The sequence below is a fragment of the Moraxella porci DSM 25326 genome, from assembly GCF_002014855.1.
Classification (GTDB): domain Bacteria; phylum Pseudomonadota; class Gammaproteobacteria; order Pseudomonadales; family Moraxellaceae; genus Moraxella; species Moraxella porci.
In genome coordinates this window covers 56,233-70,321 of record NZ_MUYV01000002.1, presented here as the reverse complement: position 1 = coordinate 70,321, position 14,089 = coordinate 56,233, and the positions used below count along the sequence as shown (strand labels likewise).

The following is a 14,089-nucleotide window of genomic DNA, read 5'->3' as shown; positions in this document are numbered from 1 at the left end:
TAATAATATACCCACCCCTATACCTCACCCAAGATATTCACCCTGTAAAAAAATACAACATACTTTTCTGATATGACTTGAAATCAACCAAGGAGTAAGTCATGTCCATCAATCAAAATCCAAATGCTATACTTGTAAAAATCTATCAAATCTGTGAATCATTGCTAAAACCTAATAAAGACGAAATAGCACTACAGGAAATCCAAAACGATCTCAATCGTTGTTATCCTTTATTTATGAGTCAGATGAATGCCGACTGGGAATATTGTACCCCGATACAAAAACTGATCGAAATTTCCCAATCTATTGCCTGTTCGTCTGATTGCTCAGACAAAATACTTTGGGATGATGATTCGGTCAATAAATTAGCTGTACTGTACAATCAAGGGTATAGCCCAAAAGAGTATCAAGAGAAAATATCCAAATCCGAAAAGAAAAACTCACAGTCTTTGGAAAACTATCTAACGGCATTGATCACTAGTTACGCTCGGTTGTTGTTCGTCAGGGTGGACTTAAAATACTGTTCTGATGCCAATGTAGGGGTTGAGCAATTCGCTCAAGATATGTATCGACTAAGATATCAAATTGGCAGGAAGCGATCTTGCTTTAAGCATCTTAAGGGTCATGTCTGGGCAATCGAGCAAAGTAGTAAGACTGGTAGTTATCATTGCCATTTGCTGTTAATTTACGATGGCAATAAAAAGAATAAAGATTGGTATGCTGCAAGCCAAGTTGGTGAGAAATGGAGTGAGATTACTGGCAACAAAGGTTGCCACTATAATTGCCATGATAATGAGCGTATCGACCGATTTAAGCAATTAGGTACGCTTGGCATTGGCATGATACATCGAAGCAATCAAATACAAGTACTCAATGCCATCAAAGCTGCCAAATACCTGACTAAGCCTGACAAATATGACCAACATCCCTTTGTTAAAACTAAAGGCATGAGAACCTTTGGACATGGGACTTTCAAACTAAAACAACATAACCAAAGTGTCCGTGGCTAAGTTATAAGCTTTTCATAGCAAAATTTTTATAGATACATATTACCTTCATGAGCAATGCCGTCAATCCCTAGTGCTTGGCGGTATCAATTAACCATTTGGTCTGCTCTTTGACCAAATCTATTCAAGCAATGGAGTTAATATGAATCCTATCTGTGAAAAATGCTATTCACGCAATACCCATCCCATGACTGGCTCAAGTACCTTTTTTCCACAGTCATTGAACCAAACCTTATTCTCGCCAAGTGTGCTAGCCAGCATTGGTGCATCAATTTGTCGTCACTACCGTGTCAATCCTGCCATCGGTGTCATGACTGGCGTGGTGCTAGGTGGTGCGATCAGCCTTGTGCAAGAGCATCAACGGTTTAAACAGCTTGGTTTTAAGCAGTCGATGTTTTATTGCCAAAATTGTCATCATGTCTTCCAAAAGCGTGATGATGTTGTAAAGACGGCAACTGATTTTGCTGATTTTAAAGAAGTTTGATCATTGATACATTAAGGAGTTTATGATGGCACATCAAGTAGAAACGATGGCTTATGTTGGTGATAAGCCTTGGCATGGCATTGGTCGTGAGTTATCGCCCAATCAACCAATTGATGTTTGGGCAAGGGAATCAGGTATGAATTGGCGTATTGAGTCTGCCGATGTTAGTTATACCGCCAAAAATAGTGCAGGACAAAATATCATCATGCCGTATTGTGACCATAAGGTGCTATATCGCTCAGATACTTTGGATGCACTGTCTGTGGTATCACAGCGTTATCAAGAGGTGCAACCAAGAGAAATCTTGGAGTTTTATCGAGACTTGACCGAAAAAGCCGATTTTGAACTTGAAACTGCAGGCGTTCTAAAAGGCGGTCGCAAGTTATGGGCATTGGCTCGTACTGGTCAATCTGCCACTTTAAAGGGTAAAGATGTCAGTCATGGCTATGTGCTACTTGCTACAGCTTGTGATGGTACGCTAGCCACCACAGCACAGTTCACCTCCATTCGAGTGGTGTGTAATAACACTTTGGCAATCAGTTTGGCTGATAATCGTGGTGGCGTGGTCAAAGTGCCACACAGCACCGTGTTTGATGGTGAAAAAGTCAAAGCACAGCTTGGCTTATCCATCTCCACATGGGATGAACACAATTATCAAATGAAACAATTGTCCGAACGCCGTGTGACTCAGGCTGAAGCTACCAACTTTCTAAACCGAGTGTTTAATGATGCTGATTACAACATCATTCCCTTTGCTACCAATCAACGACAAAACTCAAGCGTCATCCCGAATGCCAAAGCCATGAATCAAATCATGGCAATGTTTAATGGTCAAGGTCGTGGTGCAGATTTGGATAGTGCCAAAGATACCGCTTACGGACTGCTTTGCTCTATCACTGAGTTTGTTGATCATGAACGCCGTGCCATGTCGATGGATCACAGACTTGATTCTGCTTGGTTTGGCACAGGTGCAATGCTTAAACAAAAAGGCTTGGAAGAGGCAATGCGACTGGTGGCTTAAGCAGTCTAGGATAATCAATACAGTCATGATTATTACCATATCAACCACGCTCCCATCACGGGGGCGTGGGTTTATGCCGTCTTTTAATAGCAAAAGTTATTTTAATCAAAAAATCATTTCATCCAAGGAGTTTTTTTATGAATACCTCTTCAACCAATTCTATTAACACCGATACCCAATCCACTGCCATGACTAAGGCTGTCATCACAACTAAGCCAAATAAACCCACACGCCTTGTTGATACTAAGCGACTTAGCTATGAGCAATGGCTAGATGTACGCAAGCAAGGTATTGGCAGTAGTGATGCACCAACTGTTTGTGGTGTAAACCCTTATATGTCACAGCTTGAATTATGGCTTATCAAGACAGGTCGAATTGAACCTGCCAAAGTGAGTACAGATGGCTATGCACCACTATATTGGGGTAAACAGCTTGAGCCTTTGGTTGCCAAATACTACACCGCTAGAACAGGCAATAAAGTTCGCCGTGTCAATGCAGTATTACAGCATCCTGAGCATAAGTTCATGCTAGCCAATCTTGATTATGCAGTGAGCAATCCTGAAGTGGGTGTACTTGAAATCAAAACCGCTGGCATACATGGGGCGAAGCTTTGGCAAAAAGGCGTACCGTTATATGTTGCCTGTCAGGTACAACATCAATTAGCAGTGACTGGCAAACAGCTTGCTCATGTGTGCGTATTGATTGGTGGTCATGAAGCTCGTATGTTTGAGATTAAGCGAGATGAGCGGCTGATTGAATATATCATTGCTCAAGAAAAACGCTTTTGGGAGTATGTCGAAAAAGACATCGCTCCACCTGCTGATGGTAGCGAGTCTGCTCAAAAAGCCTTACAAAGCCTATTTCCCAATAGCAATCAAGACAGTATCGATTTTAGTGATGATCAGACACTCAATGGCTACTTTGATGAGCTGATCGAACAAAAACGATTGATTGATGAGCATGAATCTCGGTTTGACTTTCTAAAGCAACAACTGTGCCAAGCCATGAAAGAACATGAAGTGGCAATATTTCAACATGGCTCAATCAGTTGGAAGAGATCGAAGGATAGCCAAGTCCTAGACAGCAAGGCTTTGTTAAGGGATAAGCCCGAGCTTCTTAGCCAGTATCCGCAGGTGCGTCACGGTAGAAGGCGGTTTGTTATTAATCAGTCGGCATCAACTACTCATGCCAATTAACTAAGTTTCCAAAAACCGCATAAAACTCATGCCCCAAACCGTACGGCATGAGTTTTTTGTTTGTTGGCATCAAATTTATCAAATAAATCAATTTATAAGGAGTTATCCCATGATTAAAGGTTTGACCATTACCCCGCCAGTATTAGGCAGAATCAGCATTGGTAAAGTGATCGAGAAAAATGGTAAGCGAGTACCACAAAAAGACGACCAATTCACCATCACCAGTCAAATCCAAGGCAAAGACGGCTGGGTCAATCATCCCATAGATGAAAAATTACGACAGCATAGCACCAACGGCAAACTACGCCAAATCCCTGTACGGATGTTGTTTAACACGCCAGAGCTGAATTTACGAGCAGAATACACGCTATTTGATCGACAGACAGGCAGACCAATGTGTGTTGGCAATGGCGAGATGTGCCAAAGACGGACAAATAATGGGATAGAAAGCCTAGCTTGCCCAAGTCCAGAGAATTGCCCACTTGGACAAAATGGCAACTGTAAACTGTTTGGACGGCTGTATGTGAATTTGGATGACAGTGATGAGCTTGGTGCATTTGTGTTTCGCACCACAGGCTATAACTCCATTCGTACGCTGATGGCAAGATTGAGCTACTTCAATGCTGTATCGGGCGGTTTGTTGTCTTGCTTGCCGTTGCAGCTGATCATTCGTGGCAAAAGCACAACTCAAAGCTATCGCACACCGATCTATTATGTTGATTTGACCTTACAAGAGGGCATTAGTCTAAAAGAAGCGGTGGAGAACGCCCAAGCAATCTTTAAAGAACAGCAAAACAGTGGGTTTGATCAGCAGGCTCTTGAAGAGATCGCCAAGCAGGGCTATGTCAATTCTGGCTTTGAGACGCAGATAGAGGAGGGTGGTGAGATCGTGGAGGAGTTTTATCCAGTAGACTATTCGCTAGACACTCAACTTCCACCTATCAATGAATCATGGTCGCTAGAAAAAGGCTTGCAACAAAGTGTGGGAGTGGTCACCAATTAGACAATATGAGACGCTATAAAAAAATATGAGACTGGCGATTGATATGAAGCGAATGTTGCTTTATATCAATCAAGGAGTTTATCATGACAACAGCTAATATCAATCAATCACCAAGCCAGATTAATGTACCAGTTGTGATGCCACGACTTATATCGGTCAATGAGGTAATGAAATACACAGGACTTAGTAGAGCATCTATTTATCGCATGAATGACGAGACATCAAAAAGCTATGATGCAACTTTCCCTAAAAAAGTTCAGTTGTCAGAAGTGCGAGTAGCATGGGTGGCGAGTGAAATTGCTGAGTGGATAAATAGTAAAATCGCCAGCCGTCAATGATGGCTAGGAATAAAGCCTGCACAGGTAGCAGGCTTTATTTTTTTATTTGCTTTAATTCTACCCTTATTTTCACAGGATTATCTGGAGGTTAATAGGTGCTTATAGGACAAAAAACTCATCAAGCTATATACTTCAAGGGTTTTCGAGTATTTTTTTTGAATCCTTTCGCACTCTCAAATGGTACTGGCGGTCGGAATTTAATGAGAATCCCAAGCTATTGATATTATTATATTAACTTTGAAAAATTTATTTTTACTCTTATATTGTACGCCTGCCTATTCTCATTCATCAGATGATTTATGCAATCAATCATCGCAAACTCACTTATGTCTGCACTTAGTACTGCTCTGATTAAATTTCCAAGCGATTAAGACTTTATTTTCTTCAGTACGGCTTTAACCAAATCTACCAAGAAAATAATTGCTACAACCAACCCAACTAGTACAAGCAATAAAATAACCCAAAAAAGTAACTTCATTTCTATTTTCCTAAATTTTCAATTTTTGCGTAGAGCTGTTTCAATTTTTTGTTACGGAGATGCTCATCGGACATCTGACTACAGTCTGCCACTAGTTTTTCTTCTTTGGCGAAATTGCCATAACCATCGTTTTTGTTATAGTCGGAATTAAAACTGTTGGGGCTTATGACTTTGGTTTTTTCAGCCACTATTTTGCTCAGTACAAGGCTTAGCTCTCTGATTTTATCTTTTTTCTCATCTTCATATCCACGGAGAGTTAGCTCAATTGCATCACCAAATGTTTTATCCGCAGTTTCTGTATGATGAGCATTGTCACTCTCCATGTCATCATCAGCATCTTCAAGGTCATTATAGAAGTTCACATAGTCCTCATACCGCTTAATTGCAGACGGTAGCCCAAACAGATTTAAACCAGCCTGGATCAGTTGAACGGAAAATTGTTCTGGACTAGTAACGGTCACATCGGCTTTTACTATCTTTTTATTGGATAGTTTTACAGTGACAGTCCTATCAAGAGCAGAAAAATCCACAACTTTGACTTGTTTATTAAATATAACTTTTGCATATAAACCAAACATAGTTTCTCTTTTTTTTGGGCTAATGGACTTAAGTGAGAAAAGGCAACAATGACAAGAATTTTTTTCTTGATGGTGTAATAACCTTAACCTAGTTGCTCATAGGGTGGCTTTTCAATCACAATCCATATACCACCCACACTAATCGCTTTGGCATCACCAATTTCACACCACGACAGACAGCGTGGACAGCGTTGATTGCTTGGTGGTTTAGTCACCAAGCAATCGGAGTTTGGGTTGTAAACTGCCTTATAGCCACAATGCTTGCAATGTACTTTAAGCGGTTTTGGTGGGCGGGACATTGGTTTTTAACTCTCTATTGTGCCTTTAGGTCTTTCTCAATCCGATAAGTACAACTTAGCAATGCCGCTCGAAGCTCTTCTACTTTCGGTGTAAGCTCTGTATGCTTAAGCGTAAGCTTGCAATCGACCAGATCAAGAATGCTATTAATTCTTGGTTCAGTGGCATCTAGGGCATCATAACCGCCGCCTTGCATGATATCCAAGACCAAGGATTTAAATTGTTTTCTTAGGTCAATTATCCATGCTTCATTTTGCTTAATAAGATCTTGATAACCATCAAAGATATTATTGATTTTGGTATGAACACCATTAAAAACAGACTTGGAGAGTTTTCTTGTTGAACTTGGAGTAAGCAAAAATCCAAATCCCTCGTGAGCAATATCCGATGAGCTTTGTGGACTTGACTCCGGCGATGCACAACTGGCTAAAAATTCAAGCAAAGACTGCTTATAATAACCAAGTTCTACTCGTCGGCTTGAGCTATAAAGGCTGATACCTTCATAATCAAGAAATTCAAAATCCAACTTATCTCTGACTTCTTCCAAAATGATCTCTCGATCAGATTCTGATTTAAGATCCGCTTTGTTGATAACAATATATAGCTTGCCTGTAAAGCCGTTAGCTTTGATATCATTGATGAAATCAATATCTGACTGTGGCAAAGTACCTTGCTCGGCACTGACCACCCAAATTAGTGCATCAGACTGCTTGGCGAATTTATGCGCTGTTTTGTGATCAGCTGTCTTTGTGCCAAAATCAGCAGGATTATAACCAGGAGTGTCAATCAAGCACAATTCAGCAAAGATTTCTTTATGCGCCATAGGCAAACCAATGGTGACGCATGATAGCAATCTCTGTAAGTCGATTGGCGAATCCTTTTGAGCTTCATGATCTAGCTGCTTATAATGATCTTGGGTAAGCTCACAGCTACTACCATTTTTGGAATAGGCTCGCATTTGTAGAGTCGGACGGTGAGTCACATAACTGGCTACTGCCGTCACAGGATTGACACCTTCGGTTAGTCGAACCGCTGATGATTCAATAAAGCTATTAATTAAAGCTGACTTGCCACTACTAAAGCCACCACAAATACCAACGATGCTTTTCATGTGGATATCAGGGGAGCCAACGACCATCTGCAACTCTTGAGTGATAGCAGATAGCGTCAGATAATCTTGGCGAGCTGTCGATTGACCCAACGCCTTAGACAGCTCCCAAAAATCTTCTCGTACCAACTTGTCAAATGTATTTAATGAGTCATTTTCAGGCTCTTGCATGGATAGCAAATTGACTATTAGTGACTGCTGATTGACCAAATTAGCGTTTCTCTTCAGCAACCCTAATTCATCTTGGATTTGGGCATTGTCAGCTGTATTGCTTGAAGAACTCATACCAACTCCAATGCAACAAGATCTGCCTTAAAGGTTTCAAGACGATACTTTGATTGGTTGATTGTGTTAAGTGCTTCAAACAAAGATTCACAAGCCTCCATAAAGCTTCTGGAGAATTGGTCACCAAACTGATCTGCTTGTGTCAGTGCTAGCCTAACCCTTTCTTCATACATTCTGATTTCTTTTCTAAATGAATCATGCAAATTGCGAGTAAAGTCCTCCAAATCGCTCAAAAATTCGTCCGCATCATCTCCTACAAGCTTGCCTTTCCCTTTAAGCTGTGATGGGATTTCAGGCATACCTGAGAATTCAGGAACAGCAAACAAGCGTTGGGTGTGTTGAATGGCTAAACGAGCAATGCTTTCTTTAATCAACTCATCATTATTCACTGTCTCACGATAAGTCTTCATGATGTCATGACGAACTTTTTCATTAAAACTTTTTTTGATATTTTTACTGGTGCTGCCAAGCGCATCAGCTATTCGAGTCATGAACTCATACAAGGCTTGCGTACAGTGATTGGCATAAATAGTTGTTTGCTCCACCTGAATAGCTTTAGTACCGCCACCCCATAATTTTCTTGCCAACCAAGGAAAAACGCCACTCTTATCTTTTGTTTCAGTTTTTGTTTCGCTACCGGTATTATGTTCGTAAGCTTTTTGTGTTGAGCTAAATTGCTCATTGACTGCATGAATCATGCGAGTGTCAATTTGTTCCTGTAGATCGGAAATCAAGGTGCTATAACAGCTATTCATCTCTGTACGCACCTTGACTTCAAGCTCTTTATAGTGCTCGATTTGTTTTTCTAGCTGAGTTTTATCGGTTTGTTCCAATTCCAGCATTTTTTGATCGGCTAATTTTAACAATCCATCACGATAACTGGTTAGGTTTTTAAATTTAGTCGCAACAAAAGATTCAATATTCTTTTGGATAATTTCATCTTTTTTCTGACGAACATCGATGAGTACAGAGCGAATATTATCGATATTGGCGATGTCATTTAAACTATGGATAGAAGTTTTGATGTCTTCATCGCTAAAATGATTTGGAAAACTGCGTTTTAGGTTTTCCCATGGTGTTTTTTCGTTTTCGCTCAATTCTTCATGCTTGGCAAGTTTTTGGGCGATACCATAAGCCACACCAGATGAATACAACAAGTTAGATTGACTGTTTTGGATTAGCGCATTAAAAGTAGAGCCTAGCTCGGGATGAGCTTGTTGAAATGCACCGATATCATCTTTGATGCGACTGGCAAGCTTTTCGGTTAATACAGCCAAAGTTTCACTAGGTGTGTCTCGCTTTTCACTAGCGTGGAATGAGTTGTCAATTTGGCTAGCAATGACATAAATCTCTTGGATACCTTCTTTGGTGGTGATACGAGATAGCATATCAAAGTCTTCAGCACTCAAAAATTGACTAGCAGAACTGATAATAAAGATAACATCACATTCATGCAGAAGCTCAACGGTACGAGCTTCACGAGATTGTACTGGGTCATTAAAGCCTGGGGTGTCAATGACTCGAATATCTTTTAGGCTCTCAATAGGTAGGCTGATATTCACACTTTTTGTAAAAGGCATATAGCGACCATTGGCGCCAACATATTCAAGCAGTAACCCTGCTAATTGCTCCATGCTACCAGCTTCGATTACTTCATTGTCACCAGTTGTATTTAACAGCCCTGAAGCCTTCATTCTTTCGTACTGGTCATGAGCAGAAGACAGCGTAGGGTCTTTGATGTCTCGCTTGACCATTTGCTGTATTTTTTCCATCTGCTCGCCAGTTGGCGCTTCGCCACGCTTGTCAGTATATCGCTGAACTTGTTCATTTACCTTGCGATCATAAAGCTCTTGATATTCTCTGTGTTTGCTAGCGATATTAGCAATGTCACTTGCATTATAAAAATCTACCGATGCTTGAAATGACTCACCATAAGTCAATGTCGTCAAAGCAGCTGTCATTGGTGTGGCAGCACTCGGTAGGATATTTTTACCATCAAAAAACAAAGCATTAAGCAGAGAAGATTTACCTGCTTTGACTCGTCCGACAATACCAATATTCATCAGCCTGTCATCATTTTTCTTAGATTCGATAATTTTCGCCAAATCATCGGTGCTGTCGATATTGTTACTGAACTTAAGATTTGAAATCTCTTGACGAATATAGTTATCTGATGCAAAGCCCATCACTAGCTTTTCAAGGCTATCATTTGCTTTAAATAATTGTTCTAGTGTCATAATCCACCCGACTTAGTACAAAGTGTTTTCGGTTAATTGCAATATTTGCTTATAAGCAGCATTTAGGCGTTCTAGCTTATTTTGTTGCAAGTTTTGATTGTTACGCTCAGAAGATTGAAAACTATCAATTTCTTGTTGTTTTTGAACCAACTTTTGCTCAAAGTCTCGTTGTTGATTTGTGCGCAATTGATCAAACCAAGCGGTCACCGAAGCTTGTATCTTATCTCGTACATCGACGCTATACCTAGGAAATTGAGTTTGCTCAAGATGTAAGCGGAACTGATCTTTGCGATAACCAGTCAAAGCAGATTTTAGCTTCTGCGGTAAAATAGTTTCCAAAAAATTTAAAATTTCAGTAACGATTTTTTTGACAATTGATTCATTGATATTGCTTTGATCGCCAAAGACTTGTTGAATACTGTTATTAATCTGTTTTTGATTACTGGCATTCAACTCATTCAACGCCGAATTTTCAATGGTCAAACCACTCAAAGACAGTTGGTCACTGATGGTTGCATTCACCACCTGCGTGCAGATGGTGTTTAACTCAGATCGTAAGCCTGCTCTGTTGTTATAAAATTCACTAAGCCGAGCGGCATTGTCATTTAGCTCAGCATTCAAACGAGTGACGATTTTGCGAACTACATTATCGATATTGAACGATCCAATACTGTTTTGCAGGCGTTGATTGGCGTGTTGCAAATCAAGCAATGCTCTTTGCTGTTCAAATGCTGATTGGGAGCTGATTTGATCGTTATCTTTTAAGGCATTCTTTTGACGATTTAGCTCACTGGTGATGCTATTGGCAAAATCTCGTATCTGACGCAAAAGATCCTGCTCTGTTGTCATATCCTGAGTCAAGATACCATCTTTAAACTGCTTTACATCTGTGGCATCGATCTGATGCTCGGACAAAATCATACCAAGCTGATCAAGATAACCAATGTATTTTTGAATGTTGGTCATGATGGCTCCAATTAGTAAAATGACTCTTCAGCTAAGTTTGAGATAGCTGATTTGACTTCTTTAAGCTTGGCGATCTGATTTTCAATCATTTCTTTATTTTCTTGGCGCTCTTGCTCAAGTTGTTCAATAATGGCTTTTTTCTCATTTAACTCACTTTCAAAGGATGCAGAAACATCTTCAACCATCATTTGAATTTGCTCATTGATGGCTTGTGGTAGATTGCTTGAAAGCTCATTTTTGATTCTAGGAATCACTTCTGACGATACAGCTTGTTTGATTTTTTGGGCTTGCATATATTTGCTAGCAAAATTGATAATATCTGGCAAGAACACGATAACAAGCTCTGCTGCTACTCCGACAACACCTGTTGAGATTGCTAGCACCGAAGTAACTGTACGATATGCGGTAAGGGCGGTAGCGATCTGACTTTCTTTTTTACTTTGGTTTGTTGCATCGGCTTGTTTTGCATCTTGATTTTCATCACCTTTCTCATCTTTTTTGAGACGAGTCTGAATAGCGTTAATAGCCTTACCTGTAATTGAAAATGCCTGTTCCACTTTGCCGGTGATTGATTTTACCCATTCATCATCCATGCCAAAGTCTTTCATGGAGTCGTTCAATGAATGCAAAGTATCAGTTTCAAAGCGGCGGATCACATCATGACCAACCGACTGGAACTCACGAGAAAGTTTAAATGACAAGCCATCACGAATGATGGTAACAATCATTTCTTGGAATAGTTGGTTATTTTTATTGGCAAGGTATGTACCCAATTCATCGGCATGGTTATTCAGCTGTGTGCCGATATAATCCACACAGCGTTTGGCGATGTTTTCACCATGACTATTTTTGATATCTGAAATCATGCGTGTCTTTTGATTTTCGATATCTAGAACGGCTCTAGCTAGCGTAGCGATAGTTTCTTGATTTAGTTCAGTGCTGTTTTTTAGCGTATTGATTTTGATGTTAATGTTATTAATCGCATTATCAGCTTGATTTTTTACCAAATCTTTGAAGTTTTTATCAATGATTTGATTTGGATTGATAGAAGTAAATACTTTGCTTAGCTCATCTTTGTCATTATTACCGATGGCAATAATTTCATGTGGATATGCAAAGCTGAGTTCTACTTGATCGGCAATATAAGCCTTTAGATCGGCTACTTGCTCAGGTGAGCGCAGGTTGGCTTTACTTAGTAGAATGTGAAACTCTCGACCAAGGTTGTCAAATTCACTCAATTGTCGCATCATTGATTGCGTGATATTGCCTTCTTCTGAGCTGGTTACAACAATAAAGTGTGCGCCTTTTGGTAGGTAGTAGTTGATTGCCTTGTTGTGATTGGCAAGTGACGAACCAAAGCCTGGCATATCTACCAAAATCAGTGGTTCAATACGCTGTAATTGCTCGCTATTTAGATAAATTTTTAGATGCGAAAATTCTTGCGCACGAGCTTTAATATCAGCAAACTCTGTCAGTTCAAATCTTGTAACACTTTCGTCTTTTAGTCCAAATGCTTCAACAAATTCTTCTTTGCCGTAGTGTAGTTCGGCAGCCAAATCCGTTTCAGGATTGATGGATGTTGGTAGAATTTCTGCGCCCAAGAAAGTATTTAGCAGTGTACTTTTGCCTGCGCTAAAGCCACCGACCACAGGGATGAGCAGTTCTTTTGTTCTGATATCTTCTGCCAAAACTTCAATTTCATTGGTTGGCATATCAATGGTTTGTAGCTGTGCTTTTAATTCGTCTAGAAAATTAACAAGCTTTTTTTGCGATTGTAGATACATGGTGTATACTCCTTTTGGTTAATTAAATAAATTTCTAAATTAGGAATCAATAGTTGTCGCCAACTCTCCCAATCCCAACTTCTCTAGCTCAGCTTTAAGTTGTTTAATCAGTTTGGCTTGCTGTTTGTGCTCTTGATGATTTTGGATTTTGTCCATTAATGCGCTAAAAATGGCAGGCTTGGTAGCTTTTGGCTGATTTCTTCGCTCAATGGCATGATGACGATCTTTGTCCGACATTGGTCTGGGTAGGCTATCAACCAAATCTTTGAGCAAAATCCCATCGCCACCAGTTAGCCAACTGCGATCCATCAGCATAAATCTCGCCTTAATAAACAATGGTTCAAGCCCATCCATCAACTCGCTTGGCAGATGTTCTTGCAATTGGGTTTCGATCAGTCGAAACGCCAATGCCTGAATGAGTGTCAGCTCTTGCTTTTTACCATCTTGCACTCTTGCCCATCGCCAACCATAGGGCTTGTCATCGGTTCGGCATTCTAATGGAAAAATTTCTTTTAAATCGTTCAAGTCCCTTTGAATGGTGCGAAGTTCTGCTGCAATATTTTTACTTTGCAAATACTGCTTGATGTCTTCAGTGGATAGGTAGTGATCAGTTTTGGTTAATAAATCGATGATGTGCCATTGTCTATTAATGATGGTTTTGGTGGTGTTGCTCATGAATTTATCCTTAATTGGCTATGCTGCTACTTTATCAAATCAATATTCACTTGTTAAGGTCAAGCGTCTTATCGTGTCGCAGCAATTTTGAGCATAGCCTCAGTCGCCATCACTGTGTGTTAGACTAGTACTTAAACACGGATTTACCAATCTAAATAGTACTTAAAGTTCTATTATATAACTTAAACAATCTGTACTTCAAGTGTTAAATGTCTACACTAAGCATTAAAAGCATAGGTGGGCTATATGACACGCAGAACAGATGAGAACTTAAGTCGAGCAATTGGTAAAGCGATTGCCAATCAACGCCAATTGGCAGGCTTTACGCAAGCTCAAGCCGCCGAATATATTGGCGTTAGCGACGATGCGATTTCAAAAATGGAGCGTGGAAGCATTATGCCGACCATCAAGCGATTATCAGAATTTGCAACTTTGTATAACTGTGAGACGACGGATTTTTTGACCAATGCCAATCCGACGATAAATGACGAGGCTCGCTACATCATGAACTTATTAAACCAATTGGATGATCATGAGCGAGCGGAGTTGATTGGGATTATTGAAAAGTTGGTGGAATGGAAGAAAGGATTGCGTATTTGATTTTGCTATTGCTTGTCTGTTAATAAAAAAAC

13 protein-coding genes are annotated in these 14,089 nt (G+C 40.0%); 7 read left to right on the top strand and 6 right to left on the bottom strand.

The genetic code is table 11. The features are described 5' to 3' along the window. Window positions 1-101 precede the first annotated feature (101 nt). The 6 genes from B0681_RS03120 to B0681_RS03095 all read left to right on the top strand — a co-directional run bounded on the left by B0681_RS03120 (window position 102) and on the right by B0681_RS03095 (window position 5,049). Window positions 102-1,010: a YagK/YfjJ domain-containing protein gene (locus tag B0681_RS03120; RefSeq protein ID WP_078317297.1), complete on the top strand. Its 909-nt coding sequence runs from the start codon at window positions 102-104 to the stop codon at window positions 1,008-1,010. A 139-nt stretch (window positions 1,011-1,149) separates the two neighbouring features. Then, window positions 1,150-1,491, top strand: coding sequence for a hypothetical protein (locus tag B0681_RS03115; protein WP_078317296.1), 342 nt, complete (start codon window positions 1,150-1,152; stop codon window positions 1,489-1,491). Window positions 1,492-1,516: 25 nt separating this feature from the next. Beyond that, window positions 1,517-2,512 (top strand): DUF932 domain-containing protein, encoded by a 996-nt coding sequence (locus tag B0681_RS03110; protein WP_078317295.1) that lies wholly within the window; start codon window positions 1,517-1,519, stop codon window positions 2,510-2,512. 137 nt (window positions 2,513-2,649) lie between these two features. Beyond that, window positions 2,650-3,708: a YqaJ viral recombinase family nuclease gene (locus B0681_RS03105; protein WP_078317294.1), complete on the top strand. Its 1,059-nt coding sequence runs from the start codon at window positions 2,650-2,652 to the stop codon at window positions 3,706-3,708. Window positions 3,709-3,817: 109 nt separating this feature from the next. Beyond that, complete coding sequence (locus B0681_RS03100) at window positions 3,818-4,711, top strand: recombination directionality factor (RefSeq protein WP_078317293.1); 894 nt, start codon at window positions 3,818-3,820, stop codon at window positions 4,709-4,711. Window positions 4,712-4,794: 83 nt separating this feature from the next. Then, entirely contained in the window at window positions 4,795-5,049 is a 255-nt protein-coding gene (locus B0681_RS03095) for a helix-turn-helix transcriptional regulator (RefSeq protein WP_407661950.1), read from the top strand. A gap of 480 nt (window positions 5,050-5,529) precedes the next feature. On the opposite strand, the gene B0681_RS03090 is transcribed toward B0681_RS03095, so the two are convergent. From B0681_RS03090 to B0681_RS03060, 6 genes are all read right to left on the bottom strand, one after another. Beyond that, window positions 5,530-6,105 carry a hypothetical protein gene (locus B0681_RS03090; RefSeq protein WP_078317292.1) on the bottom strand — a complete coding sequence of 192 codons (576 nt, stop codon included), beginning with the start codon at window positions 6,103-6,105 and terminating at the stop codon, window positions 5,530-5,532. A 313-nt stretch (window positions 6,106-6,418) separates the two neighbouring features. Beyond that, the gene (locus B0681_RS03080) at window positions 6,419-7,513 is read right to left on the bottom strand and encodes a dynamin family protein (protein ID WP_211271496.1); all 1,095 of its coding nucleotides are present in this window, start codon (window positions 7,511-7,513) and stop codon (window positions 6,419-6,421) included. Between the two features lie 278 nt (window positions 7,514-7,791). Further along, window positions 7,792-10,032, bottom strand: coding sequence for a dynamin family protein (locus B0681_RS03075; RefSeq protein ID WP_078317289.1), 2,241 nt, complete (start codon window positions 10,030-10,032; stop codon window positions 7,792-7,794). A gap of 12 nt (window positions 10,033-10,044) precedes the next feature. Then, a complete protein-coding gene (locus tag B0681_RS03070; protein ID WP_078317288.1) occupies window positions 10,045-10,998 on the bottom strand; it encodes a hypothetical protein in 954 nt (317 codons plus the stop codon). 11 nt (window positions 10,999-11,009) lie between these two features. Then, a complete protein-coding gene (locus B0681_RS03065; protein WP_078317287.1) occupies window positions 11,010-12,782 on the bottom strand; it encodes a dynamin family protein in 1,773 nt (590 codons plus the stop codon). A gap of 39 nt (window positions 12,783-12,821) precedes the next feature. Then, window positions 12,822-13,457 (bottom strand): hypothetical protein, encoded by a 636-nt coding sequence (locus B0681_RS03060; RefSeq protein WP_078317286.1) that lies wholly within the window; start codon window positions 13,455-13,457, stop codon window positions 12,822-12,824. Between the two features lie 246 nt (window positions 13,458-13,703). On the opposite strand from B0681_RS03060, the gene B0681_RS03055 reads away from it, so the two are divergent. Beyond that, a complete protein-coding gene (locus tag B0681_RS03055) occupies window positions 13,704-14,057 on the top strand; it encodes a helix-turn-helix domain-containing protein (RefSeq protein ID WP_078317285.1) in 354 nt (117 codons plus the stop codon). The last annotated feature ends 32 nt before the right edge of the window (window positions 14,058-14,089 follow it).